This window comes from Acinetobacter sp. BY419, assembly GCF_019038395.1.
Lineage (GTDB): Bacteria > Pseudomonadota > Gammaproteobacteria > Pseudomonadales > Moraxellaceae > Acinetobacter.
Genome location: NZ_JAGFXZ010000026.1, coordinates 18305 through 43725, shown reverse-complemented (window position 1 = coordinate 43725; position 25421 = coordinate 18305). Strand labels below are relative to the sequence as shown.

The window sequence follows — 25421 nt, the reverse complement described above, 5'->3', positions numbered from 1 at the left end:
TAAGTTCTTTATCCGACATAGACACCAACATATCAAACCGTCCGCTTCGATAATCGCAAAAGCATATATTCTAAAAGCGGACATTTTTACTTTGGAGAAACCGGACATTTCTATTTTGGGCTTACATAGCATGTTTCGTATAACACGTATTATGTTAATTTTAGGGAAATTTAAATATTTAAATTTTCTGAAATCGTAATATTTATAAGAGTCAAATAATGCTAATAAAAGGATGCTGGATTCTTTCCTTGTATGCTCTGTTACTTATTGGGTGTACATCAAAGGATATTCCTCAAGAGGGGGAAATAGTGACATGGAAACAAAATCCACAACTTATTGTAAAAGCGAAACTTGGGCCGCGTCGGGAACATATTCCCGATCGGTTTGATTCTGAATTTTATCGACCTGCACGTGAACACTACTTAGGTCAATTTCCAATTGATTATGTAACTGAAAAATTTCCACCGATTACGCAGGAAGAAGCCAATCAATTGCCGATGCCGGACTCTAATCGGCAATTAGAATTTTACTTGATATTGAATGGAACGAATGTTCAAGCGACAGATAGTGATCTGCTAGACCATAAAGATCAAATTAGAGTAAGCGTAGAAGGATTACCTTTGGACTTAAGAGAAGGTAATTTTAATACTGAAAAAGTATTTATCAGCAATTTAGCTTCAAAGTATGTCAAGCGTCATTCAAAATTTAAAAAATATGGCTTAGATTGTTATATTAGAAGTTTTTCTGATGATTTTTTATTCTGTTTCGGGCCTACAAAAAATGGCGGAGTTTTCTTACATTTAAATAGAGGGAGTGACAAATCAATTAATGCAATTCAAGGAAATATTTATAAATTGAATAAATATGGTGGAATATGGCTTAAGTGGGAAACTGATTTAAATAATTGGGATAAATGGCAAGAAATTGATAGCGCAATTTGGCACTTATTAGACACATGGAACTCGGCTCCATCATCTCAAAAAAGTAACTAAATTTATTCTCATTTAATATAATGGGCATTATACGAAGTACACTTGTATATTAATTTAAATATCAATAACTTAAAAACCTAACACTGATTATAAAATGCACAAAAATCGGCTCTTGTAATAAGTTGGTGAGTTTTTAAGCAAATCTGTAGCATTTCGCCAGTAAAACCGGTTAAAAAGCGGTCAAAATGGCAACCTGTGCCCAATTCACAAGGATCTGGGCTCGGAAACTATCCCCAATTTCTGGGGATAAAATTTAGGCTATTTTATACACTTTGGCACACCTTAATCTCGACCTTGGTATCTATTCATCATCTTTATTTTTAAACTCTTTAATGAGCCATTTTAAACATCAAGGTGTATGTGCTGATTAACTTCTTCTGTCTTTCCCAAGTCATTGGGGAAAGACATGACCTTCAGTTTTAAGCGCTACGCTTCAAACCTTCAAGTCGTAGGGAATCAGTCATATTTAACAACAGTTTTTCGGTTTTTGTCCAACCTAGACATCCGTCAGTGACTGACTGACCATAAACCATCTCTTCAGAAATTTTCTGATTCCCATCAACCAGATGACTTTCTAGCATTACACCGCGAACCTTGGTTTGTAAGCGTTGTGCCACGATCTGTTCCAGTACTTCAGGTTGCAACATCGGATTTTTCGAGCTGTTGCCATGACTACAGTCAATCACTAATGCTGGCAATTCCTTCTGATGTTTAGTCCGGATTCTCTCGATTTCAGCCAGTTGGTAATTAGGTCCACTATTCGAGCCACGTAAAATCAAATGTGCTTTAGGATTACCTTGAGAATGTAAAATACATGGCAAACCTGACTGACTCATTCCCAGGAATTGATGTGAATGAGAGGCAGACTGAATTGCATCCAATGCAATCTGGATAGAACCGTCAGTGCCATTTTTGAAGCCAATGCTGTATGGCATATGACTTGAAATTTCACGGTGAATCTGTGATTCGCTGGTACGAGCCCCAATCGCCCCCCAAGCCAGCAGATCATCGAAATAAGCGGTGGCCATCGGGCTGAGGATTTCAGAGGCAATCGGCAGCCCCATTGCAATAATTTTCAGGTATAAGTCACGGGATTTTTCCAATCCCAATTGCATATTCGACGAACCGTCCAGATTTGGATCGTAAAGGAAACCTTTCCAGCCCACTGTAGTGCGTGGTTTTTCGATATAAGCACGCATGACCAGAAAAATCTGATCAGAAACCTGAGCTTGTAGTTGTTTTAATTTTTCTGCATATTCTAGCGCGGAAGCTTCCTCATGAATGGAACATGGGCCTGTAATCACCATCAAACGATGATCCTTGCCTTCTAGTATATTTTGAATGGTTTGACGATGTTCAGCGACTTGATTGGCACATTGCGGAGACAGTGACAATTGCTGCTTAAGCTGCTGCGGTAAAACTAAAATGCTTTCAGCATGATGTTGTTGTGATGTATTAGTAGGGATATTCATGACTTTAATCCTGGGACTGAAAATCAGTCCAAACTTTTATTTGAGCGTTATGGGTCTAATCGAAGGTGTTGTGAGTGTCATTAGCTGACTAAAATAAGACCAATAAAAGTTGTTAAAGTATGAATAATTAAAGTTTGTCATGGCTGTCTCCAAAAATATTGTAAAAAAATTAAAGGCATAAAAAAACCTGATCAGGGTTGCCGATCAGGTATAAACTGGTGGGCAACCTTTTCATTGCCCAAACGCATTCAGGCAATTAGCTAAACTGCCAGAAATAAAAATATGCGTTTGAAATCATAGGTTGCTTTAACATGTTATGTCTTTCATAAATGTGAATCTAAAATTAAAATACGCGCTCTGTAAGCATTTGACAAGCATTTGACAAGCATTAAGTATAAAAAAATATTTATTAACTTTTCTACTTTTATTTATGAATCATCAGACAGAGAAATATCTCAATAAAAGTGGCAAAACCCGCAGATATGTTGCAGGTTTTGCCCACGAAACTTCATTTTTTATCTGAAGATGAATAATTAACGTGAAACACGATTCCAGGCATCACGTACTGCAAATTTAGCCTGTTCCCAGTTTAAACGCGATTGACCTTTTACTTGTTCCCATTTCACTTTCAGATCAGGTTCCACATCTTCAAAACGCGTATGGGCATCATAGCTGCCACGGTTTTCATAACCGACCCGATAAGCCGTATCATAATCACGGTCATAATCCAGATCGCTATATGTAGTACGGGCATCTGAGTAATATGGCGTATTGATCGAATTATCACGCCAGTAAGCCTGCTCTTCAGTTGGATTTACAGCTTCGCCTATACCTTTACCTGCCAGACCACCAACAACTGCACCCACAATACCGCCCACAGCAGCCCCTACAGGACCACCTGCTGCACCAATTGCTACACCTGCAGCTGCACCACCAGCTGCACCCAATCCTGTACCTACAGGATGTGCGCCAGGCTCGCCAGTAATCGGATCTGCATTTAAATCATCGCGGACATCTTCTGGAGAGTTCTTAATAACATCACGATCAAAATTATCATTCGACATAAAATTTATCCTTATTTTTTAAAATGGTTTTAATCACGTATATCTATACGTCCTATTTAATATAAGCATCTGGAATGTAATAACATTAGTTTGCTTGTGCTCTTTAGGTGAGTCTGTGTGAGGCTTTAATGCACTAATGTATCCTGAATCAAGTGAAATCCGCATAAAAAAGACCGGTATTAAACCGGTCTTTTTCTACTTTAAACTACACAAATAATTTATTCAAAATGAATCACGGTACGGATAGACTTGCCTTCATGCATCAGGTCAAAAGCTTCATTGATCTGATCTAGTGGCATGGTATGCGTCACAAAAGGTTCAAGCTGAATTTCACCTTTCATCGATTGCTCTACCATTCCAGGTAATTGCGAACGGCCTTTTACCCCACCAAAAGCAGTCCCCATCCATTTACGGCCTGTGACTAACTGGAACGGTCGGGTTGAAATTTCTTTACCTGCACCTGCTACACCAATAATCACCGACTGACCCCAGCCGCGATGCGCACATTCCAGTGCTGAACGCATCACATCTACATTACCGATACATTCAAATGAATGGTCTACACCCCACCCCGTCATCTCGACAATCACTTGCTGGATTGGCTGATCATAATCTTTTGGATTAAGGAAATCCGTCGCTCCAAACTGTTTCGCCAGTTCAAACTTATCTGGATTGGTATCTACCACAATGATACGGCCTGCTTTTGCCTGGCGGGCGCCCTGTACCACAGCTAGACCAATACCGCCCAGACCAAACACAGCAACACTATCACCTTCCTGTACTTTGGCAGTGTTATGGACAGCACCAATGCCTGTAGTTACGCCACAGCCCAGCAGACATACATGCTCATGGTTAGCTTCTGGATTGATTTTAGCCAGGGAAACTTCAGCAACCACGGTATATTCAGAAAAGGTTGAACAACCCATATAGTGATAGATCGGCTGGCCATTATAAGAAAAACGGGTTGTACCATCTGGCATGACGCCTTTACCTTGGGTCGCACGTACAGCAACACACAGATTGGTCTTGCCAGACTTACAGAATAAACATTCGCCACACTCAGCAGTATAAAGTGGAATCACGTGATCACCTGGTTTCAGGCTGGTGACACCTTCACCTACCTCAACCACCACCCCCGCACCTTCATGACCCAGGATCGCAGGAAATACACCCTCAGGATCTTCACCAGACAAGGTAAATGCATCGGTATGGCATACACCTGTATGGCTGATTTTCACCAATACTTCACCTGCTTTTGGTGGAGCAACATCTACCTCAACAATCTCTAAGGGCTGGCCCGGACCAAACGCAACCGCTGCACGTGATTTCATGTAAAACTATCCTTTTTTTGCTGGTTTACAGATGACTAACAGTAACCTCTTTCTATTCGGAGATTCAACTATTAACATCGAGAGTTAAGGAATAAAAAATCCTATAATCAATGGAAGATCAATGACTAAACCTTCACCGTTTATCTGTTTAAGCGTTTTTACTTTAACCCTCATGATTTCTGGCTGCGAACTGGCGCCCAACACTGCTAAAGACGCAGAGATTACTCCAGCTCAATCTGCACAATGGATTGAGGGTCAATTTTCTAAACAGCAGATTCATGAAGGGAAAACTGCTTTTTTACCCTTGTATGACGGCTTTATGAGCATGGCGGCACGCCTGTACCTGATTAATAAGGCCCAACACCATCTCGATCTGCAATATTATATCTGGAAAGATGATTATATCGGCCACATGATGTTGGCCCAACTGTTAAAAGCTGCGGATCGTGGGGTCAAGGTACGGGTGCAGATTGATGATCAGAATGGTACGCAGCTGGATGATAAATTGCTGGCTCTCAGCCAGCATCCCAATATTCAGATAAGACTTTTTAATCCTTATAAATTCCGTAAATTGCGTGCACTTGATTATGGTTTCCGGATGAAACAGGTTAATCATCGCATGCATAATAAGCTGATCATTGCTGACGGAACCGCAGCCGTGACCGGGGGGCGTAATATCAGCAGTGAGTACTTTGATGCAAGTGACAATTTTCAATTTACTGATGTTGATATATTTTTTACAGGTAAAACTGTAGTAAAAGCTAATCAGACCTTTATCCGCTTCTGGAATGATGACCTTAGTTATACTCTTCAGCAGGTGCTAAATGATACTGGCAATATGGAAATGCTTAAAAAACTTAGAGGCGAATTTAAACGTGAACATGTAGATGCACGCGAATTAAAACGTCGGGTAAACATTGCCGAAAAACAGATCGAACAGCGTTTAAGAAAACAGCCGCTGCACTGGGCACCTGCTTATTTCGTCGCGGATACTCCCGCTAAAGCACGTCCCCATGCAAAAAATGGCGATTACATTTATACCCATATGCTTGAATTGATGGGGGAACCGAAAAAAAACCTGGATCTGGTGTCCTCTTATTTTATTCCTACACAAGAAGGAACTGACTATTTAACTCGTCGCGCTCAACAGGGCGTGAAAATCAGAATCCTGACCAATTCTTTTCAGGCCAATGATGTGGCTGTAGTACATGCTTACTATCAGCAGTACCGTCAGCAATTATTAAAAAATGGTATCGAGTTATGGGAGTTTAAACCCTATATTGTCCGGCCAGAGCGGACCTGGTATGAAGTCATGACCGGGAATATTATTCCAGCAAAAAATAAAAATAGTTCCAGTTTGCATGCCAAGTTTTTTGATCTGGATGGCATGGTCTTTATTGGCTCCTTCAATTTTGATCCGCGTTCAGCCTTTTTGAATACCGAAGTCGGTCTGGTCGTTAAATCGGAAGATTTCCAGAAGGAAATTACCAATGCGATGGATCAGTATTTACCGCGCGTGGCTTATCAGCTCAAGCTGAATGAAAAAGATGAAATCATTTGGCTAGAACATCAAAAAAATGGCCGTACTATTACATATTCACATGATCCAGATACGACAAAATTCCAGCGCTTTATGATGAATATGGTGACAAAATTCCCAGGCGAATGGCTAATGTAATGACATTGGAATGGCTTTAAAATTACATTCCATACAAGAATCGATTTTCCGAGAATGGCAGCTTCAAGTTATCTGGCTCGATCATGGTTTAAATGCTTTTACAGTCGGTTGTGCTTACATTAGAATTACACTTTTCTCGTATTTTGCGATTGTTCGCCCTCCACTCTCATGCAATTTTTTGATTTAAGCCGTCAATTTAAATTCAGCGATATTCTAACGCCTGTAAAAACACTCCATGATTTATCTCAGCAAGAATGGTATTTGGCCAAAATTCGAGTTGAACATGATTGTTTGTCTGAATCCGATACTATTGCAGGTCAAGTTGTTTTGAAATCCAGTGAAAATATTCAGATCGAGCTGGAATGGCTGATTCAGGATAGTGGTTATGACCTGCAGGTTTTATTTAAAGGGGTAGAAACTGAAGCAACTGATGAGACCGGCATTATGCTAAAAGGTGCACGACTGGTCGATGAACAGCAGCTAATGCTCTCTGCACAAGCACTGAGCTTATGGGTTGATGGCACTTTATTGCCGATGTTGCAGGAGATCCGGCAGGAAATTAAAGCACGGTTAAACTTGTGGGATTATGTCGAATACGATGGTTAGTCGTGGAATTTCCCATTTTCAAAAGAGCCCAGGTGGCTCTCTTTTATCATCTGAATAGTATTTTGATTGGTTAAAGTGCCCTAGTTCCAGTTTTTTTCAGGCAATGCTGTGTGGACAAAGTTGCTATAAGCTTTATAAAAAATAATAAGAGAATCAAGACATGATTTCTGATGTTGAATGGCAACAGATTCGCCAGGTAGTTGCCGATGCACAGCGAACTGCCATGCATTGCTCTATTGCAACGGTCAACTCCAAAGGTGTTCCTAGTATTACCCCGATTGGAACGGTATTTCTAAATCAAAAGACCCGCAGGGGTTTCTTCTTTGATACTTATTCCACGACTTTCAGTGAAAATTTACAGCATCAGCCACTGGCCTGTATACAGGCCGTGAATAGTAGCAAACTGTTTTGGTTGAATGCACTGCTTAAAGGAAAATTCAAACATTATCCTGGGGTACGCTTATATGCAGAAATTGGCCCTTTACGTTCAGCCACGCCTGAGGAAATACAGCAGGTAGAATCACGTATTCGAGTCTTAAAATGGACTAAAGGCAGTCAGTTAATCTGGTCCAGCTTTCATCATGTCCGGGAAATTCAAATTAATAGCTATCGTTGGGTTGAATATCCCAATATGGGAGTAAATAAAAACCTAAATTACTAATAGTAAGTTTGTTTCTTATGTAAACTTTTAAATCTATTTAACCATTTTTCATTTGAATATTAAATCACGTATTAAATCAGACCGACATGCTCAAACATCGTTCGGTAACTTTCAGCTTTTTTCTCCAGAGAAAGCGCATATGCCCGCGAAGAAGAAGGCATACGATATAAATAAAGATCACGCCCGGCAAAATAAGCTTGGCTCGGATGGCCAATACTCGGTTTGACCGTACCTTCAGGCATGGACAGCATCATGGTATCTGTGGCTTTGTCTCCAGTGGTCATAATATGATTACACTGCGGCATTTGGCTGAGCAGTTGCTGTATATTGGTCGGCACCACAATTTCCAGAAATTTATCGGAAGCATTGTCTTTTAAACGCCGGATCTGATAGCCACTGTCAAAAATTGCAATCCCCGTTTCTGTCAAAAATTCCCGGATTAAGTTTTCCTTAAACTTTTTATTGGGCAAATCTAAAAAGTAATCTTTATTTTTAAAGAAAATCAGTCCAAAAATCCGCCACATATCATTTTGATAGTTTGGATAGTAAAAATTCATTTTCCAGCGTGTGGCAGGTGGCGGGAAGCTGCCCAACATCAGCAATTTCGCATTAGGCGGTAGAAATGGCGGTAATGGATGGGTTTCAATATCAGACATATGATCAACTAAATGGAGAGATTTCAACTATTTTAGAAGGTCTTCCGAATCTTGCCAGCCACTTCTTGTCCCCAAAGTGTATAAACTTCCTTACTCGGATGAAAACCATCTGCAGCCATGTGTAAATTCATGGCACGATATTTTTCAATATCGTATTCAATCCATTGCATATTTGCTTGCTGATTTACAAATTTTTCCAGTTGCAGATTCATATGCTTGGCGTATTGACCAAATAACCAGGCTAAAGGATTAGGCAGTGCCGGGAACATATTCATTGGCGGAACACCGGCAGCAATAATCAGTTTAGGATTAAATTTCTGCTGGATTTTACTATAAAGTTGTTCCTGTTTCTGAATCCAGATCTCGGCAGACATCAGTTTGGTTACATCATTCACACCCACTGAAGTGACGACCACATCATAGTGCTGTACTTCTACCTGATCCAAAGTACGAATCACTTTTGAGGTGGTATCGCCTGTTTTTGCCTGTAATTTCCATTCAATTTCAAATTCATTTTTCAACTCACGCAGAACTGCACCCAGTAAGGCATCATCCTGATGCTCTACTCCTACGCCAACCGCCGCTGAGTCTCCCAAGATGAGCAGAGACAATTTTTTGCCTGTTCCGGTTTTTCCTTCACGTGCACCTGCAGGTTCTGGAAGTTTTAAGGTATTTTTCTTGACACGATTCCCCTGAATAACGAGTGCAGGAATCAGGGCAATAGTGGCGGCTTTCAGCAACATAGTGGACTAATTTGTATAGAGATATGCTTAATTTTACCTGAGTTTATTCTTTTGAACTATTCCCCCACCAGTCATTTTAAATGAATATTCACCTAAATTTGATTAAAATATAATTCTTGAAAAATGTAGGTTTATATCTACTAACAGCTCAGTAAATAACACAAGATAAATACAAAAAATCCCGCTTGAAAATGGGATTTTTTGTAAAGATCAATTTTCAGATTTTATAGTCATTCCATCGGTTCATACGTTTAAAAGTTCCGATATCATTAAAACGTACCCCCACTTCTTTCATGACTTTATGCGCCGTTTTGGAAGTCAGTTGACGGATATAAAAGGGCTCTTTGACAACAAAATGATGAATGGCATGAGTCGAACCAAAATTACAGCAAAATAACTGGAACGGTACCATCCACCAAGGATTCAGGACCTGGGTTTGTTTAGTGATATCACGTGGATCGATATCGCCATAGTAATGCATATTCGAGCTGACAAACTGCAAGCTAAAAGAACGGATAAAGTTCGGAATCACCCAGATAACTGCCATTAGATTCACAATCGGCATAGCTTCTAGAATACTTTGCGACCATAGCATTTCAAAACCGAATAGCGCTACAACGACATTGAAACCGTGAAAGACTACAAACAGGTAGCACAGGCCATAGTAAATAATGCTCAGTGGTAAAAAGCCGAGTAACTGGGAAATCATGGCAATTTTACGTTCTTTTTCAGGCTGCTTTTCCAGAAACAGGTGGATCATTTTAAACATCTGAAATGGCCGCAGATACACTGACATCAACTGATCACTAATCACCAGAATTCGGCGAATGCCCCATGGCATACCATTGCTGATTCCGCGTTCTTCCAGATCATGTTCGGTACCTGAATATTTATGATGATGTAAATGTAAACGACGGCGGGCCCACGGGCTAATCGTGTTTGGACGTGCCAACCAAACCAGCGCCAGCATCAAATGATGGGCCCAAGGTTTCTTTTTGAAATACATATAGTGGATCAGGTCATGCTCCAGTTCATGGGTCAATGACGCAAAAATCGCAATCAATGGAATGGTGAGCCATGCCGAGAGATAACCTGCTCCATATGCTACCGCACATGCAATCATGCCCGCCCAGGCAAAGCCTAAAATACTCGCACCGATAAAGTTCTGATGTTTGAGCATGGGATAACGAGCACGTACCTCTTCCCCGGCCTGGGTAACGATACTTCTGACCTTGGAGATTCGCTGCTGGTCAGTCATATCTGCAGATGTAGACATATGGACAACCTTTAATTTCTGAACGTTTGTACATTAAAGGAAATTCCAAAAAAAAGAAGTTATCTTTCCACTTTTATAGCGAGTATGTCTAAGTTTTGGACAGTTTAGAAAAGTTGTTTAAATTGAGGGAAATTATAAAAAATTGAAGATCGTCTTTATTATGAAATCGAGAATCAAAAATAGTCGATTTAGTTGATAGTTAGTCGAAAATTTTAGTTGTTATAATTTAAAAATTAACTTTAATAATCAATATAATAGAATTTTCAATGCCTTTCATTTCTCTGATAAGAAAGTCCCATCTTTTTCAAAATATCACCATAAATTCAGAAAGTCTTATTTGGCTAGTTAACTTAAATTGAATTTAGGTAATTGATAAGCATAGAAATTATTTAAGTCTTTCTCAGAATGTTATGACAATAAAAAAGAGAGGCATTCTAGCCTCTCTTTTTTATATCTAGGATAATCATTAACCTAACTTGTTTACCAGTTTAAGTGGTAGTACTTTCATGGCCAGACCTAGAGGTAACCAAGGCCATTTCGGCACATAGGCCTTGACTGGGGCTTTCTCGATTTCTGCTGCCAACAAACGTGAACCGGTTTTCTCATCTACTTCAAAAGGCAGCTTTTTCGCGCCTTCATTCATTTCAGTGCGGATGTACCCTGGGAAAATTGTGGTTACTTTGATTGGTGTATCAATTAATTCAGCACGTATTCCTTCGGCTAGGTGAGCTACCCCTGCCTTACTTGCCCCATAAGCGGTCAAGTGTTTTGGCATACCGCGTATCGCACTCATTGAAGAGATCATGACCAGATGACCGGAATTTTGTGCACGGAAAATTTCCACTGCAGCTTCACATTGTGCCAAGGCCGAAATAAAATTGGTTTCGACTGTTGCTTTATTAATCGCAAAATTACCTTTACCAATGCGGCGGCCTTGACCAACGCCCGCATTGACAATCACCCGGTCAATGCTGCCAAAATCTTCTTTAAATGCCTGAAATACCTCAAAAACCTGATCATAATTGGTCACATCTAGCGTTTTAGCAATCACTTGAATGCCATATTGGCTTTCCAGTTCCTGCTTTAAGCTTTCCAGACGCTCCAGACGACGTGCACAAATCGCCAGATTATAGCCTTTTTTGGCAAATTCGCGTGCCATACCGGCACCAATCCCTGAACTTGCACCGGTAATTAAAATTGTTTTAGCCATGTGTTTTATCCTATTCCTTTATTTTTTCTAAGGCTTTATATATTTAATAATCTTTAAATCCAGGTCAGCAGGTCTGGACGTTGAGCTTTAATAAAATGATGTTCATTTAAACTGAGGAGTTGCGGCTCGTTACCTACCAGACGTAGTGTAGTGATACTGGTATTGGTAATTGCCCAGTTTAAGGCAAAGGTTTTCTCTGGACTCAGTCCTAGAATTTTACCTACTGCAACTGAAATTACCCCACCCGAGGTGTAGACCACTGCATAGCGTGGACGGATTCTGGCCAGCTGGTCACACAGATTTTGCAATCCGGTTTCAACCCGATCTTTAAAATTAGGCCAGGATTCATCATATTCATGGTGATAATCATCGCCAGTCCAGCGCGCAATTGCGCCGGTAAAAATCTTGCTCAAATAATCTCGAGGGTTTTCATGTTCTGATACATCCTGTTTGAGCAATTCAGGCTGATTAAATCGTGGTTCATAACGCGCAAATACCTGCTGATGATTAAACTCATTCCAGGCGCTATCCGTCAAAATCTCGCTTTCCGGAAAACATTCTTCCAGAGATAATTTTGCTGTCTGTTGATGGCGCTGCATGGAACCGGCTACCACATAAGGCGCTTCTTTCAGAATTTCATCAAAATAGCGGCCTAAAAGCTTTGACTGCAACTCGCCGTTGGGCGAAAGCTGGTCATAACTTTCTGCGCCAAAGGAGGCTTGGCCATGCCGGATCAAGTAAATGGTGGTCATTTTGGCGTTATCTCTTTAAATTTCAGAATATATTTTTGTGCAATCTCATTGGCTTCCAGTTTTTGCTTACCAATCAGTTGTAAGGCACGAATATGCAAGGCGTGAATTATCACCCAGAAATCCTTAAAGGCCGGATTATTGGTCTGTTTGTGGTAATAGCGATAATAAATCTGCTGGGCAATGACCGCTAGACGGAAAACCCCAAACACTTCATAAAATGTCCAGTTCTCAGGTTGCAGGCCGGTTTTTTCAAGATAGTAATCTACGACTTCCTTACGGGTGAACATGCCTTTTAAATTGGTTGGCTGACGACGTGTTGCCTTGAAGATGGCATTGTCAGTTTCTTCCACCCAGTAAGCCAAGGCTGCACCCAAGTCCATCAGCGGATCGCCGAGGGTCGCCATTTCCCAGTCCAGTACACCAATCACTTCAGTCGGATTCTCGGAATCCAGAATGATATTGTCAAAACGCCAGTCATTATGAATCACACAGGTTTTGGAATCGAAAGGAATATTATCTTTAAGCCAGTTGCGTACATATTTAAAAGATGGAACATTTAGTGTTTTGGCTTTTTCAAAACGTGCATCCCAGCCATCTACCTGGCGTCGGCAATAGCCTTCACCCTTGCCCAGCTTTTCCAGCTCAGTACCTGTATAAGGAACCTGATGCAGTTCGATCAGTTTATCAATCACATTAATACATAATGTCCGGATATCAGACTCAGTGAGTTGCAATTCAGGTGGCATTTTGGCCCGTGGAATAATACCCTCAATGCGTTTCATCACATAGAAGTCACAACCAATAACCGCTTCATCCTGACAAAGTGCGACCATTTCAGGTACTACCGGATAATACTCAGCCAAGGCTTTCTGCACATTGTATTCACGTGCCATGTCATGCGCAGATTTTGCTTTGGTTCCTTGCGGCGGACGACGTAAAATTAAATCGGCATTGGCATACTGTAAACGGTAGGTCCAGTTTGAAGCTCCGCCTGAATATTGGGTCACTTCCACAGGGCCTTCAACATTTACACGGTGTTGGATTAACCAGTTCGTGATGGCTTGTACATCCAGTTCTTCACCTTGGCGAACTGCTCCACCTACATCAATAACCGCCATAATTTTTCCTTAAAATCTTCTAATACGTTGCAATCGTCTAGTTAAAGCCTGCTTATTTTTTGTGGCGTGTACTATAGCCACGCTTTGCCAGTTCCAGTTTGGCAATCATGCCCTTATGCACTTCATCCGGGCCATCGGCCAAACGCAAAGCACGTGCCTGAGCAAAGAATCCGGTCAGTAGCGTATCCCGAGAAACACCGGCACCGCCGTGGATCTGGATCGCCATATCAACAACTTTTTCCAGAACACTTGGTGCAACGACTTTAATTGCAGAAATTTCAGTCAATGCAGCCATATTCCCTAAAGTATCCATTTTATAGGCTGCATACAAGGTCAAAAGTCGTGCCTGATCAATCGCAACCCGTGCTTCCGCTACACGTTCCAGATTGCCGCCGAGTTTTAAAATCTCTTTACCAAATGCGCTGCGGCTCATGCCCCGGTCAATCATCAACTCTAGAGACTTTTCTGCAGCCCCGATACAGCGCATGCAATGATGAATACGGCCTGGCCCTAAACGGCCTTGGGCAATTTCAAAGCCCTGACCTGCACCGCCAATAAAGTTCGATACTGGTACACGGACATTTTCAAAACTGACTTCGCCGTGGCCATGCGGCGCATCATAGTCACCAAATACTGGCAACATGCGTTCGATTTTAACGCCGGTAGCATCTACCGGAACCAGCACCATGGAATGCTGATGATGACGGTCTTTTGTTTCATCTGGAGTGTGCGCCATAAAAATAATGATTTTGGCATTTGGATCGCCCAGACCTGACGACCACCATTTACGGCCATTGAGAACAATCTCATCACCTTCAACCACCGCCGTTGCCTGCATATTGGTGGCATCACTGGATGCAACTGCAGGTTCAGTCATACAAAAGACAGAGCGGATTGTTCCTTCTAATAGCGGCATGAGCCATTGCTGTTTCTGTTCTTCAGAACCATAACGCCACAAGACCTCCATATTGCCACTGTCTGGCGCATTACAGTTAAATACGGTTGGCGCAATCAAGCTACCACCTGAAAGTTCGGCAATATGTGCATATTCCTGAACCGATAAACCTTGGCCAAGTTCTGGACAAGGGAGAAACATATTCCATAGACCTGCCGCCTTGGCTTTATCTTTTAAACGTTCCAGTTCCGCCGGCCACTGCCATTTGGTCCAGTCACCGCCTTGATTCAACTCATGAACCTGATGCCAGAAATTAGCTTCAACCGGTTCAATTTCTGTAGCAATAAATTTTTTGGTTCTGTTTACATAATCCTGTGCACGTGCTGAAAGCTCAAACATCACTTTATCCATTTAAATATTCTAATTTATACGCTTTACAACACCTTAACTCAAAATATATTATGAATAAAATGATTTTATCCCATACATCAATATGCATAGTATTCATTCAAAAACAGTCATGGATTTACGCAATTTTCATCGTATCGACATCAACCTTTATCCGCTTTTTATAGCGATTTATGAGCAGAATAGTATTTCCAAAGCAGCACAGATTTTATCTGTCAGCCAGTCTGCTGCCAGTCATGCATTGCAACGTTTAAGACAGCATTTACAGGATGATTTATTTGTACGAACTGGCAGCAAAATGCAACCTACGCCATTTGCTGAACAGATTTATCCTGAGCTAAAAAATGCTCTTTTTGCAATTCAAAATATTTCAATACAGCATCAGCAGTTCAGACCTGAGACGATCCAGAGCCTAAAGATTGCCGTACATGATGAAATTGAGCCAATGATTTTTCCCAAGCTGGTTCAGCATTTTCAGCAACTAAAGCTAGAGATTCAACTCAGCAGCATGAAACTGGACCGTAAAAATATAGCAGCAGATCTAGCTTCTCAACAGGTCGATTTTGTTATAGATCTGGAACAAAATATTGCTGAAAAAATCCAGTTTGAGCGACTGGTTCAAGATGAATTTGTAGTATGCACGCAACTGAAAGAGATGAATGAACAGATTTATCTAGCCTCACCACATATTGGCGTGTCATCACGCCGTACTGGAGTTTTGGTGGAAGATATATATTTAAGTCGTAAACAGTATTCACGACAAATTTTTTTACGTTGTCAGCATTATTCAACTGCATTACAAATTTTGGAACAAAAAAAGACAGCCATGTTGACCATTCCTAAGAATGTACTGGCACATTTACAATTGGCTGCCTGTCTGAATGTTTTTGAAGTCCCTGCTGATTTACCGAAAATTAATATGGGGATGTATTGGCATAAAGATTTGCAAGAGAATAAAAGACATCGATTTTTAAGAAATGAAATTTATAAAATTTTTACTTAGGCTATTTATAGAGGGATCGAAACATGCTTAGGCTATTCTAGTTAGTACAAAACGAAACACTGACTGATTAGCTTTTAATCCGTACGGTTAGTGGCTTTGCTCTAGAATGGTTCGACTTTTAGCTGTGTTTTTACAGCTGGTTTTGCTGATCTGGATCTTACCTTTGTTAAATCTCTCCACCACCTGGCAAATTGTGCTGGGACTAATGCTGCTGTGTTTTTCCTATTATGTGCTGCATAAAATCACAATTTATTTGCAAGACATATTTCGCCCCTTTAAGAAAGGAAAAAAATACTGGTGCCGCGTCAAAGCGGTAAGTGATGGTGATACCCTCACCTGCTACCGTTTCAATATCCGTCGCTCTGAAACCAAATTGCGCTTTGCCTTTGTCGATGCCCCTGAATCTACGCAGGCCTATGGCAAGGAGTCACAGCGTCTGGTCAAAAGCATGGTGAATAATAAAATGGTTCGTATAAAGATTACCGATATTGACCGTTATGGCCGCTGTGTGGGTGTAGTCTACCGCTATCGTAAAAATATCAATGAAGAGATTGTCAAACGTGGAGCAGCATGGGTCTATGAAGAATATATCAAAGATAAAAACCATTTACGCTACATGATGGAGCTGCAAAATAAAGCCAAGAAACAGAAAAAAGGGCTTTGGAAAAGCAGTCGTCCTGTACGTCCAAGTGTTTATCGAAAACAGGTAAAATCCTAAATTTGGTTTTATCAAAGATAAATTGCAGATAATAAAAAAGTGATCTGAACATCTAGATCACTTTTTTATTCATTTCATTTTTACCAATTTAATAAGCTAAATGCACCAGAAAGCGGAATACACCCGCAATCAGGGCTAGCGTTAAAAATCCTGCCAGCCATAATCCTACAAACCATAATGCCTGTTTGCCTTTCATGCCCGCTCCTCAATGATAGCCATCGTCGCCGACCCGAACCTTATGCCGAAATACCCAATAGGACATCCCGGTATAAATGACAATAATCGGGATCAGGAGCAAGGCACCAATCAAGGAAAACAACTGGCTGTTTTCGTGTGCTGCTGCCTGCCAGATGGTTACGCTTGGCGGAATAATATATGGCCACAGGCTGATCAGAAATCCGGTATACGCCAGAAAAACCAGCACCAGCATATAGGTAAATGGGCCTAATTCACTGCGTCTTTTACAGGCACGTAAGGCCAGCCAGGTAAACAGCACCACCAGAATCGGAACTGGCATAAAATACGTTAGTTGAGGCTGGCTAAACCAACGTTCAGCAATTTGCGGATGGGTTAACGGCGTATATATACTGACACCGGCCAGTATGATCAGCAAGGCAATAATCAGCTTTGGCATCAGTTTAAACATTCGATCCTGCAAGTTGTCTGCAGTTTTATAGATCAGCCAGCCACAGCCTAATGCTGCATATAGCACCACTACACTGATTCCGGTAAAGATACTAAATGGAGTAAGCCAGTCCAGACCACCTCCGACATAGACACCGTTCCGGGTTTCAATGCCCTGAATATAGGCTCCTAGAATCATGCCTTGCAGAAAACTGGTAAGTACAGAACCGCCTATAAAGGCTTTATCCCACCAATGCTTGCTACGGTTTGCCTTGAAACGAAATTCAAAAGCCACACCGCGGAAAATCAGGGCAATGACCATCAGGATAATTGGCATATACAATGCCGAGAGTACGGTTGAGTAAGCAAGGGGAAAAGCTGCAAATAGCCCGGCACCGCCCAACACCATCCAGGTTTCATTACCATCCCAAACCGGAGCAACAGTATTCATCATGACATCACGTTCATCCTGATGCGGGAAAAAAGGAAACAAGATGCCGATTCCCAGGTCGAAACCATCAAGAATGGTATATACCAGTACACCAAGACCAATAATCGCAATCCAGATTAATGATAAATCAATCATTTTTTATCCTCCTGATCCGGTTGTTCAGGAACCTCTTCAATACGTTCGCGAATACTACTTAATGGTCGACGCGAAGCCTGAACCACATCGCTATCTGTTTCATGATGTGGTCTGGAATGAATGAACTCTGGACCTTTATGCATAAGACGTAACATGTAGTAGATCCCGATGCCAAATACCACACAGTAGACAACTACAAAAATTATCAGGGTCAGTCCCACCTGTTCAGCGGAAACCGGGGACAGTCCATCCTTGGTACGCATGATGCCGTATACCACCCAAGGTTGACGGCCTACTTCGGTGGTAAACCAGCCCGCCAGCACGGCAATAAATCCGGAGGGTCCCATAATGAGCGCAAAACGGTGTAATGCACGCGACTCATAAAAGCGGCCTCGGGTACGTGCCCATGCTCCCCAAAAAGCAAGCAACAACATCAATACTCCCAAACCGACCATAATCCGGAAACTCCAGAACACCACCAGCGAATTCGGCCGGTCTTCTGGGGCAAAGTCTTTGAGTCCTGTGACCGTTCCATCCATTGAATGAGTTAGAATCAGGCTACCCAAGTTGGGAATGCCGACCGCATATTTGGTTTCTTCAGCTTGCATGTCCGGAATACCAAACAGATATAAAGGCATGCCTCCATCATGATTGGTTTCCCAGTGCCCTTCTATTGCTGCCAGTTTTGCTGGCTGATGTTCAAGGGTATTCATACCGTGCATATCACCTACAATGACCTGCAATGGTGCAAGTACCAGAATTAGCCACATCGCCATAGAAAATGAAGTTTTGACCAGCGCATCACGACGACCTTTGATCAGATGCCAGGCTGCTGCAGAAGCCACTAGCAAGGCAGAAACCAGAAAAGCAGCTATGCCCATATGTGCCAGACGATAAAGGAAAGATGGATTAAAGATGATAGCAATCCAGTCTTGCGGGACAATCAGGCCATTTTCTATCGCAAAGCCTTGTGGAGTTTGCATCCAGCTGTTAGAAGATAAAATCCAGAACATGGAAATACAGGTCCCGATCGCAACCATCAATGTCGAGAAAAAGTGTGCCTTCGGCCCTACTCGTCCCCAACCAAACAACATGATGCCCAAAAAGCCCGCTTCCAGAAAGAAAGCAGTTAAGACTTCATAGGCCAATAAAGGTCCAGTCACACTGCCGGCCACACGGGAAAATTCACTCCAGTTAGTTCCGAACTGGTAGCTCATGACCACGCCAGAGACTACGCCCATTCCGAATGCGACAGCGAAAATTTTCACCCAGAATTTGAACAGGTCCTGAAAAATCGGGTTTTGGGTTTTGAGCCAACGCCATTCCAGAATAGCGAGAAAGCCGGCCAAGCCAATAGAAATGGCAGGGAAAATGATATGAAAAGATACAGTAAAGGCGAACTGTATTCGTGCTAACTCTAATGCAGTTAAACCCAGCGTCATAAGCCTCACCTACACATTGTTATTGGGCATGTTTGCCTTTCAATTTTAAAGTTATGAATTTTTTAGTGACAGGGTTAGCTTAGGCGTGACTGTTATAAAAAGTATGTAGTCTTTTGTTGGTTATTTTTTAAGCGCGTTAAGCCATGTAACCCTGGTTGCAGCGAAAATAAGGCTATAAATCATTTTAAAACTCCTCCTCTTGAGCTTTAGATAAAACAGGCGTAAATTAAACCCAAATTTAGTTACCCAGGTTAACTAAGCATATGCTTTCCCAATCTCAGCCATTACGTGCAGTGCTATTACGCTGCGCACGACTGATGAGCGATGAGATCAATACGATCTTATTGTCATCCCAATTAAATTATTCCTTGTGGCAGGTGTTGTACGTGATCCAGTCACAGCAGCAATGTACGCTGGTGGATATTTCCAGTTATCTTAATGTATCCAAACCCGGCATTACCAAGCGGATTCAGCAACTGGTGGAGCTCGATCTAATTGCCCAACTCGAAACTGAAGACAAGCGTCAGAAGCTATTTACACTCAGTAAGCAAGGAATTAAGACTTTTGCCCTAGGTTCCGCAAAGATTGATGCATTTGAAGATCAGTTGCTTGAGCAAATTGCATCAGATGATATTGAAAATAGTAAAAATACCTTGATGCAACTCATTCAACAGCTACAACCCGCTTCGCAGGACCGACCTCAATGAGCCAAGAACAAACACCTTTATGGACTTCCAATTTTGTTTTGATCAGTCTGGTGAATTTCCAGTTGGTTCTGGTGTTCTACTTGCTGGTGATTGTGATTGTCGGCTACTCGGTAGCAGAATTAGGTGCAACCACAGCGCAGGCAGGTCTGATATCCGGTCTGTTTATTGTCGGTACCTTATTCGGCCGGATCATTATTGGGAAACTGCTGAACCGTTTGGGTCTTAAAACTACGCTTCTGGTCGGTCTGACAGGTTTTCTACTCTTTTCTGGCCTATATCTGCTTCCGACCAGTCTGGAACTGTTATTGGGAATCCGTCTGATGCACGGTTTTATGATGGGTGTGGCCTCAACAGTATTGGGCACCGTGATTGCCCAGACCATTCCTGCGACACGGCGTGGCGAAGGGATCGGTTATTTCAGCATGAGCAGCACGCTTGGCACAGCGATTGGTCCTTTTATGGGAATCTGGCTGATGTCACACTTTAACTATCAAGTAATCTTTATTTTTACCAGTATAGTCGCGCTCAGCTGTCTGATTTGCAGTCTGTTTATCCAGCCGCCACGTCTTAAAACCAGTACACCAAGCTCATCATCTGCTCCGCAGACTACGAGTAAACTGGCTCAATATATTGAACCGAATGCGTTACCAATTGCTGTAATTGTTCTGCTAGTGGCGACATGCTATTCAGGTATATTGTCGTTTATTCACTTTTATGCCCAAGACATCAATCTGGTCGAAGCCTCATCTTTCTTCTTCCTGATGTATGCCTTTGCCATTCTGCTATCCCGTCCTTTTACCGGCCCGCTCATGGACCGTAAAGGTGAAAATATTATTATCTATCCGGCCATTGTGATTATGGCGTTGGGTATTTTTCTGCTGAGTCAGGCACAGAATTCTGTGATGTTACTTACCAGTGCAGCATTGCTCGGTTTTGGTTTTGGCAATATCCAGTCGGTCTGTCAAACTATTGCCGTAAAAAGTACCACCTTGCATCGTATGGGTCTGGCAACATCCACTTTCTTTATTGCCTTGGATGCCGGTCTTGGATTTGGTCCTTATTTCCTGGGTTTGCTGCTGGATCAGGTCGGTTATCGCCAGCTTTATCTATTCTCTGCACTGCTGACCCTGAGCTGTCTGGTCTGGTATTACTTGCTTCATGGCCGTAAAGCAGGAAAAGTACAGCCTTCTCATTAATAATTTCTAAAAGCGCCGGCTAAAGCGGCGCCGATATTCCAACGGTGTCAAGCCAGTTTTTCTATGAAATAAACGGCGGAATGAACTTGGGTCCTGATAGCCGACATTTTGCATAATCACATCGACTGCCTGATCAGTTTCTTCCAGGCGTTTACGTGCAGCTTCAATCCGGATCACCTGCAGATATTGATTTGGTGGGATATCCAATGCTTGTTTGAAACGCCGAATCAGGGTGCGATTGGTCACATTAAATTGTACAGCCAGTTCATCCAGTCCGAAATCCTGAGCGAAATGCTGCTCTAACCAGTCCTGGACTTTTTGTACCAGCTCATCATGATGCGGTTGGCCAATCTTCAGCAATGAATAGGACAACTGGCTATCACGTCGATAATCAATCACAAAAGATTTGGCCGATTGCATGGCCACCTCAAAGCCATAAAAGCGTTCAATCAGATGTAAGCCTAGGTCGAACCAGGCTAGGCCACCACCCGCGCAGTAGATATTCTGGTCCCGGCTAATCATCAGATCGGCATTCAATTTAACCTGCGGATAACGCATTCGGAAAACATCTTGAAAGCCCCAATGCGTCGTTGCCACGCGATTATCTAAAATACCGGCTTCTGCCAGAAAGAAATTTCCAGTGCAGTTCCCCGCAATTAAGGTCGAATGTGCATAGGCAGATTTTAGAAACTCAATCAGCTCCGGATTTTGTTGCAAAACTTCCTGAATCGGTGCAGCTATGGTTGGCACCACCACAATATCTGCGGTTTGAATCTCTTGATAGGAACAATGTGCCTGTAATTCCAGACCATTAATACAACGAATCGGTGGTCCATCTGGACTGGCAAGACTGACCTTAAACAGGCGTTGTACATCCTGCTGCTGAATCTGGTTCCAGCTCACACCGGCCATGGCAAATAAATCGACCACACCGGTGATGGCAGAAGCCAGTGCTCCATTAAATCCTAAAACCACCACCTGCTGCATCTTCTTCTATTTGTCGCTTTTCGCCTGATTCATGTCATTATTGACAATACTTCTCATTAAAAGCAACTGCTAGTCTTGATGCCATCTCAAGGATTTCACATTCAGGACAGTACCGTGACCCAGCTGATTAATGATAAAGACCTTCACTTTCTACTTTATGATGTTTTCAAACTTGAAGCCCTGACTGAACTGCAACGCTATCAGGATCATGATAAAAACACCTTTGATAGCATTCTTGAAACAGCCAAAGGTATCGCAACGGATTATTTTGCGCCACATAATGCCAAAGCCGATCAACACGAACCAAGCTTTGATGGCAAGCAGGTCACAACCATTGCTGAAGTAAAAACAGCCTGGCAGCAGTTTGCTGATGCCGGCCTGCTCTGTGCCCAGCATGATTATGCAGATGGCGGCATGCAATTGCCTACTTTGGTTAACATGGCCTGCAATGCCTATTTTATGTCTGCCAATCCTTCAACAGTTGCCTATTCTTTTCTGACTGCTGCGGCGGCAAATCTGATTCAAGCCTTTGCCTCACCAGAACAAAAACAGCTGTTTTTACCGCATATGTTGAGCGGCCGTTTTGCCGACACTATGGCCATGACCGAGCCGAATGTGGGTTCTTCTCTGGGGGATCTGACCACTAAAGCCCTTCCTCAGGCAGATGGAACCTATAAAATTAAAGGTCAGAAAATGTTTATTTCCGGGGGTGATCAGGACATTACCGACAATATTGTGCATCTGGTTCTGGCGCGGATTCAGGATGCACCACAAGGGGTGAAAGGTATTTCCCTGTTTATCGTACCAAAAATCAGAACCCATGCAGATGGCTCACCGGGAGAAGCCAATGATGTGCATCTGGCAGGCTTATTACACAAAATGGGCTATCGCGGTACAACCTCCACTGTCTTGAGCTTTGGAGAAAATGAGAATTGCTTAGGCTATTTAATTGGTGAGTCAGGACACGGCTTGAAATATATGTTCAAGATGATGAATGAAGCTCGTGTTGGTGTGGGTCTGGGCGCAGCCATGATTGGCTATCGTGGCTATCTGGAATCTTTGGACTATGCAAAAAACCGCCCTCAAGGCCGTCCTGTAGCAGATAAAAATCCGGACAGCAAACCCGTTAATATTATTGAACACACGGATGTGAAACGGATGCTGCTGGCGCAAAAGTCTTATGTCGAAGGTGCGCTGGCGCTGTGTCTATTTGCGGCGCGTCTGATTGATGAACATCAGGCCGCTCAGGATGAAGATAGTGCAATGCTGCTGGATCTGATCACACCGGTGGTGAAATCCTTCCCTTCCGCCTATGGCCCTAAGGCCAATGATCTAGCAATTCAGGTTTTAGGTGGTGCAGGCTATACTCGCGAATATCCGGTAGAACAATATTATCGGGATAACCGTTTAAATCCGATTCATGAAGGAACTTATGGTATTCAGTCTCTGGATTTGCTGGGTCGTAAACTCTGGCAGCACGATGGCAAAGGTCTGAGTCTGCTTATGCAGCGAATCCAGCAAACCTTGTCCGAGATTCATGAACCTCAGTTAGTCGCACTGGCAGAAGTCTTTAAACAGCACCTTGCCACTGTACAAAAAACCACACAGGTCTTAGGTCAGGTGTTGCATCAAGGCAAAGTCAGTGAAGCACTGGCAAATTCCGGACTCTATCTGGATATGATGGGCAAAACCATCATATCCTGGCTGTGGCTGGAAATGGCCAATCAGGCTCAATTGAAATTTGGCACTTCTTCACAGAAGGAAGATCAAGCCTTTCTGGCCGGTAAAATTCAGGCAGCTCAATATTTTATTCGCTGGGAGTTACCTGAAATTGAACATCAAGCCAAGTTACTGATGAACCTGGATGATACCTGCCTGAATATGCAAAGCGACTGGTTCTAAGGGCAAATAAAAAAATGCGCCTCCAGCGGGCGCATTTTTATTGATGAAAAACTTAAGCTGTTTAGGCGTGTATGCCAAATTTCTTAAATATTTTTTCTCGTTTGACCTCATGAATATTGGCTTTGCTCAAATCTCCCTGATAATGCTGATACACGCGTTGATCCATGATTTTGTACCATAAAGGTGGGATCAGGGCCGGAATCAGCATGGTCGCATAGCCGCTTGGCAGTTCTGGCGCTTCATCAAAATGCCGCAATGCCTGAAATGGCCGGCTTGGAAAAGCATGATGATCAGAATGGCGCTGCAACTGGTATAAAAACAGGTTGGTCACGATATTGTTATTGTTCCAGCTATGTTCCGGCAAGGTTCGTTCATAACTGCCATCTGCTTTTTGTTCACGTTTCAGTCCATAGTGCTCAATATAGTTCACAATCTCAAACAGGCTGATACCATAAAATGCCTGTGTTAATGTAAAGGGAATAATCTTTTTACCATAAGCTTTCAGCATCAAGGCATGATAAGCCGCGCTCATGGCCCAGCCATGGAACAGCTCGTTTTCATGGCTTAAAAATTTCAGGCCTTTACGTTGCAGACGTCTTTGTTCAATCTGAATCGCGGATTTCAGTCCGCCTATAACGGTACGTGGCCAGAAACGGTAAAAAGACTCACCCATTTTCGAAGATGCCGGATCCTCTGGTGTTGCCACCCGTTTGTGATGTCCATAAGGATGCTCAATCCGGAAATGGTTATAGGCCAAAGGCATCAGACTGGCATGAGACCAGTAATGGTCTTTTTTTTGCGGACGATGGCTGAGTTCATGGGCGGTATTTACTCCCACCCCATTAATCGCGCCCATAGAAACCCCAAGCAGTACCTGATCAACGAGAGATACGTTTGGACGGCTCACCACATAGCCGGCGAAAGCATTGGCTACCATTTGCAAGGGAATAAATGCCTTCACAATCCGGTCATAATAAGGGTCTTTGACCAGCGCCTGAATCTGTTCATCATTCGGGTTATTGGCATCATCGCCAATCAGGGCATCCAAAGTCGGAATGATTACATGCAGTAATAATGGTCCTCCCATCGCAAAGACTTTTTTAGTGGCTTTGGGACCAAAATGATAACCAGCCAGAATTCCCATTCCGATCACAGGCAAACCTGGGCTGAGTAACCAGCCAAAACGTTTTTTATCCAGCTTTACACCTTTTGGTGCTGACGCTTCCTGCGTAAACTGCGCTTTCTGGATTTGTACAGGGGCATTCATTGCGACCTTCCTTTTTTATGTTACTCTGCACTTATAATTGAATATTTAAGTGACAGCGAACAGTATTCAACGTCCAGAAAACCTATGCCAGCGTCTTTGGCACATGCAGCCAAATTTTGGCCTAAAA

Annotated in this window: 24 protein-coding genes; 9 read left to right on the top strand and 15 right to left on the bottom strand. The window is 42.5% G+C overall.

Annotated features, from left to right (window positions below; genetic code table 11):
- The first annotated feature begins 308 nt into the window (after positions 1–308).
- A complete protein-coding gene (locus KUG37_RS14760; RefSeq protein ID WP_367947490.1) occupies positions 309–992 on the top strand; it encodes a hypothetical protein in 684 nt (227 codons plus the stop codon).
- 419 nt (positions 993–1411) lie between these two features.
- Here the strand turns inward: KUG37_RS14760 and KUG37_RS10935 are convergent, their stop codons facing one another.
- The 3 genes from KUG37_RS10935 to KUG37_RS10925 form a co-directional block, all read right to left on the bottom strand.
- Positions 1412–2464: a 3-deoxy-7-phosphoheptulonate synthase gene (locus KUG37_RS10935; RefSeq protein WP_216940432.1), complete on the bottom strand. Its 1053-nt coding sequence runs from the start codon at positions 2462–2464 to the stop codon at positions 1412–1414.
- Between the two features lie 533 nt (positions 2465–2997).
- Positions 2998–3528, bottom strand: coding sequence for a hypothetical protein (locus tag KUG37_RS10930; RefSeq protein ID WP_216938306.1), 531 nt, complete (start codon positions 3526–3528; stop codon positions 2998–3000).
- A 218-nt stretch (positions 3529–3746) separates the two neighbouring features.
- Entirely contained in the window at positions 3747–4859 is a 1113-nt protein-coding gene (locus tag KUG37_RS10925; protein ID WP_216938308.1) for an S-(hydroxymethyl)glutathione dehydrogenase/class III alcohol dehydrogenase, read from the bottom strand.
- A gap of 121 nt (positions 4860–4980) precedes the next feature.
- On the opposite strand from KUG37_RS10925, the gene KUG37_RS10920 reads away from it, so the two are divergent.
- The 3 genes from KUG37_RS10920 (at position 4981) to KUG37_RS10910 (ending at position 7804) form a co-directional block, all read left to right on the top strand.
- The gene (locus KUG37_RS10920; RefSeq protein WP_216940430.1) at positions 4981–6537 is read left to right on the top strand and encodes a phospholipase D family protein; all 1557 of its coding nucleotides are present in this window, start codon (positions 4981–4983) and stop codon (positions 6535–6537) included.
- Between the two features lie 168 nt (positions 6538–6705).
- Positions 6706–7143, top strand: coding sequence for a hypothetical protein (locus KUG37_RS10915; protein ID WP_216936570.1), 438 nt, complete (start codon positions 6706–6708; stop codon positions 7141–7143).
- A gap of 160 nt (positions 7144–7303) precedes the next feature.
- The gene (locus tag KUG37_RS10910; RefSeq protein WP_216936568.1) at positions 7304–7804 is read left to right on the top strand and encodes a pyridoxamine 5'-phosphate oxidase family protein; all 501 of its coding nucleotides are present in this window, start codon (positions 7304–7306) and stop codon (positions 7802–7804) included.
- Positions 7805–7875: 71 nt separating this feature from the next.
- Here the strand turns inward: KUG37_RS10910 and KUG37_RS10905 are convergent, their stop codons facing one another.
- From KUG37_RS10905 to KUG37_RS10875, 7 genes are all read right to left on the bottom strand, one after another.
- The gene (locus tag KUG37_RS10905; RefSeq protein ID WP_216940428.1) at positions 7876–8460 is read right to left on the bottom strand and encodes a uracil-DNA glycosylase family protein; all 585 of its coding nucleotides are present in this window, start codon (positions 8458–8460) and stop codon (positions 7876–7878) included.
- Between the two features lie 32 nt (positions 8461–8492).
- Entirely contained in the window at positions 8493–9203 is a 711-nt protein-coding gene (locus KUG37_RS10900) for an SGNH/GDSL hydrolase family protein (protein ID WP_216936563.1), read from the bottom strand.
- 217 nt (positions 9204–9420) lie between these two features.
- On the bottom strand, positions 9421–10479 hold the full coding sequence (locus tag KUG37_RS10895; protein ID WP_216936562.1) for a fatty acid desaturase: 1059 nt from the start codon (positions 10477–10479) through the stop codon (positions 9421–9423).
- A 466-nt stretch (positions 10480–10945) separates the two neighbouring features.
- Entirely contained in the window at positions 10946–11689 is a 744-nt protein-coding gene (locus tag KUG37_RS10890) for an SDR family oxidoreductase (RefSeq protein ID WP_216936560.1), read from the bottom strand.
- Between the two features lie 53 nt (positions 11690–11742).
- Complete coding sequence (locus tag KUG37_RS10885; RefSeq protein ID WP_216936558.1) at positions 11743–12441, bottom strand: histidine phosphatase family protein; 699 nt, start codon at positions 12439–12441, stop codon at positions 11743–11745.
- The gene (locus KUG37_RS10880; RefSeq protein WP_216936555.1) at positions 12438–13559 is read right to left on the bottom strand and encodes a phosphotransferase family protein; all 1122 of its coding nucleotides are present in this window, start codon (positions 13557–13559) and stop codon (positions 12438–12440) included. The genes KUG37_RS10885 and KUG37_RS10880 overlap by 4 nt, the downstream gene beginning before the upstream one ends.
- Before the next feature lie 52 nt (positions 13560–13611).
- Complete coding sequence (locus KUG37_RS10875) at positions 13612–14853, bottom strand: acyl-CoA dehydrogenase family protein (RefSeq protein ID WP_216936550.1); 1242 nt, start codon at positions 14851–14853, stop codon at positions 13612–13614.
- Between the two features lie 94 nt (positions 14854–14947).
- Here KUG37_RS10875 and KUG37_RS10870 point away from each other — a divergent pair, with 94 nt between their 5' ends.
- Positions 14948–15865, top strand: coding sequence for a LysR family transcriptional regulator (locus tag KUG37_RS10870; RefSeq protein ID WP_216940426.1), 918 nt, complete (start codon positions 14948–14950; stop codon positions 15863–15865).
- 106 nt (positions 15866–15971) lie between these two features.
- Positions 15972–16583 (top strand): thermonuclease family protein, encoded by a 612-nt coding sequence (locus tag KUG37_RS10865; RefSeq protein ID WP_216936548.1) that lies wholly within the window; start codon positions 15972–15974, stop codon positions 16581–16583.
- An 88-nt stretch (positions 16584–16671) separates the two neighbouring features.
- Here KUG37_RS10865 and KUG37_RS10860 read toward each other — a convergent pair whose 3' ends face one another.
- Genes KUG37_RS10860 through KUG37_RS10850 form a run of 3 tightly spaced genes read right to left on the bottom strand, consistent with a single transcriptional unit; the run spans position 16672 to position 19235 of the window.
- Positions 16672–16779 (bottom strand): DUF2474 domain-containing protein, encoded by a 108-nt coding sequence (locus tag KUG37_RS10860; protein ID WP_216936547.1) that lies wholly within the window; start codon positions 16777–16779, stop codon positions 16672–16674.
- Between the two features lie 9 nt (positions 16780–16788).
- On the bottom strand, positions 16789–17793 hold the full coding sequence (gene cydB, locus KUG37_RS10855; protein ID WP_216936546.1) for a cytochrome d ubiquinol oxidase subunit II: 1005 nt from the start codon (positions 17791–17793) through the stop codon (positions 16789–16791).
- Positions 17790–19235 (bottom strand): cytochrome ubiquinol oxidase subunit I, encoded by a 1446-nt coding sequence (locus KUG37_RS10850; protein WP_216936545.1) that lies wholly within the window; start codon positions 19233–19235, stop codon positions 17790–17792. Before KUG37_RS10850 ends, cydB begins: the two co-directional genes overlap by 4 nt.
- Before the next feature lie 263 nt (positions 19236–19498).
- Here KUG37_RS10850 and KUG37_RS10845 point away from each other — a divergent pair, with 263 nt between their 5' ends.
- Complete coding sequence (locus KUG37_RS10845; RefSeq protein ID WP_216936544.1) at positions 19499–19942, top strand: MarR family winged helix-turn-helix transcriptional regulator; 444 nt, start codon at positions 19499–19501, stop codon at positions 19940–19942.
- On the top strand, positions 19939–21138 hold the full coding sequence (locus tag KUG37_RS10840; protein WP_216936543.1) for an MFS transporter: 1200 nt from the start codon (positions 19939–19941) through the stop codon (positions 21136–21138). Before KUG37_RS10845 ends, KUG37_RS10840 begins: the two co-directional genes overlap by 4 nt.
- 6 nt (positions 21139–21144) lie before the next feature.
- Here KUG37_RS10840 and KUG37_RS10835 read toward each other — a convergent pair whose 3' ends face one another.
- Entirely contained in the window at positions 21145–22125 is a 981-nt protein-coding gene (locus KUG37_RS10835) for a GlxA family transcriptional regulator (RefSeq protein WP_216936542.1), read from the bottom strand.
- Positions 22126–22203: 78 nt separating this feature from the next.
- Between KUG37_RS10835 and KUG37_RS10830 the strand changes: the two genes are divergently transcribed.
- Entirely contained in the window at positions 22204–24027 is a 1824-nt protein-coding gene (locus KUG37_RS10830; RefSeq protein ID WP_216936541.1) for an acyl-CoA dehydrogenase, read from the top strand.
- Positions 24028–24088: 61 nt separating this feature from the next.
- Here KUG37_RS10830 and KUG37_RS10825 read toward each other — a convergent pair whose 3' ends face one another.
- Positions 24089–25294, bottom strand: coding sequence for an alkane 1-monooxygenase (locus tag KUG37_RS10825; protein ID WP_216936540.1), 1206 nt, complete (start codon positions 25292–25294; stop codon positions 24089–24091).
- Positions 25295–25421: the final 127 nt, after the last annotated feature.

Excerpts from the sequence above, each read along its gene's own strand:
- KUG37_RS10935 (WP_216940432.1), bottom strand. The coding sequence starts at position 2,464 with ATGAATATCCCTACTAATACATCACAACAACATCATGCTGAAAGCATT.
- KUG37_RS10930 (WP_216938306.1), bottom strand. The coding sequence starts at position 3,528 with ATGTCGAATGATAATTTTGATCGTGATGTTATTAAGAACTCTCCAGAA.
- KUG37_RS10925 (WP_216938308.1), bottom strand. The coding sequence starts at position 4,859 with ATGAAATCACGTGCAGCGGTTGCGTTTGGTCCGGGCCAGCCCTTAGAG.
- KUG37_RS10920 (WP_216940430.1), top strand. The coding sequence starts at position 4,981 with ATGACTAAACCTTCACCGTTTATCTGTTTAAGCGTTTTTACTTTAACC.
- KUG37_RS10915 (WP_216936570.1), top strand. The coding sequence starts at position 6,706 with ATGCAATTTTTTGATTTAAGCCGTCAATTTAAATTCAGCGATATTCTA.
- KUG37_RS10910 (WP_216936568.1), top strand. The coding sequence starts at position 7,304 with ATGATTTCTGATGTTGAATGGCAACAGATTCGCCAGGTAGTTGCCGAT.
- KUG37_RS10905 (WP_216940428.1), bottom strand. The coding sequence starts at position 8,460 with ATGTCTGATATTGAAACCCATCCATTACCGCCATTTCTACCGCCTAAT.
- KUG37_RS10900 (WP_216936563.1), bottom strand. The coding sequence starts at position 9,203 with ATGTTGCTGAAAGCCGCCACTATTGCCCTGATTCCTGCACTCGTTATT.
- KUG37_RS10895 (WP_216936562.1), bottom strand. The coding sequence starts at position 10,479 with ATGTCTACATCTGCAGATATGACTGACCAGCAGCGAATCTCCAAGGTC.
- KUG37_RS10890 (WP_216936560.1), bottom strand. The coding sequence starts at position 11,689 with ATGGCTAAAACAATTTTAATTACCGGTGCAAGTTCAGGGATTGGTGCC.
- KUG37_RS10885 (WP_216936558.1), bottom strand. The coding sequence starts at position 12,441 with ATGACCACCATTTACTTGATCCGGCATGGCCAAGCCTCCTTTGGCGCA.
- KUG37_RS10880 (WP_216936555.1), bottom strand. The coding sequence starts at position 13,559 with ATGGCGGTTATTGATGTAGGTGGAGCAGTTCGCCAAGGTGAAGAACTG.
- KUG37_RS10875 (WP_216936550.1), bottom strand. The coding sequence starts at position 14,853 with ATGTTTGAGCTTTCAGCACGTGCACAGGATTATGTAAACAGAACCAAA.
- KUG37_RS10870 (WP_216940426.1), top strand. The coding sequence starts at position 14,948 with ATGCATAGTATTCATTCAAAAACAGTCATGGATTTACGCAATTTTCAT.
- KUG37_RS10865 (WP_216936548.1), top strand. The coding sequence starts at position 15,972 with ATGGTTCGACTTTTAGCTGTGTTTTTACAGCTGGTTTTGCTGATCTGG.
- KUG37_RS10860 (WP_216936547.1), bottom strand. The coding sequence starts at position 16,779 with ATGAAAGGCAAACAGGCATTATGGTTTGTAGGATTATGGCTGGCAGGA.
- cydB (WP_216936546.1), bottom strand. The coding sequence starts at position 17,793 with ATGATTGATTTATCATTAATCTGGATTGCGATTATTGGTCTTGGTGTA.
- KUG37_RS10850 (WP_216936545.1), bottom strand. The coding sequence starts at position 19,235 with ATGACGCTGGGTTTAACTGCATTAGAGTTAGCACGAATACAGTTCGCC.
- KUG37_RS10845 (WP_216936544.1), top strand. The coding sequence starts at position 19,499 with ATGCTTTCCCAATCTCAGCCATTACGTGCAGTGCTATTACGCTGCGCA.
- KUG37_RS10840 (WP_216936543.1), top strand. The coding sequence starts at position 19,939 with ATGAGCCAAGAACAAACACCTTTATGGACTTCCAATTTTGTTTTGATC.
- KUG37_RS10835 (WP_216936542.1), bottom strand. The coding sequence starts at position 22,125 with ATGCAGCAGGTGGTGGTTTTAGGATTTAATGGAGCACTGGCTTCTGCC.
- KUG37_RS10830 (WP_216936541.1), top strand. The coding sequence starts at position 22,204 with ATGCCATCTCAAGGATTTCACATTCAGGACAGTACCGTGACCCAGCTG.
- KUG37_RS10825 (WP_216936540.1), bottom strand. The coding sequence starts at position 25,294 with ATGAATGCCCCTGTACAAATCCAGAAAGCGCAGTTTACGCAGGAAGCG.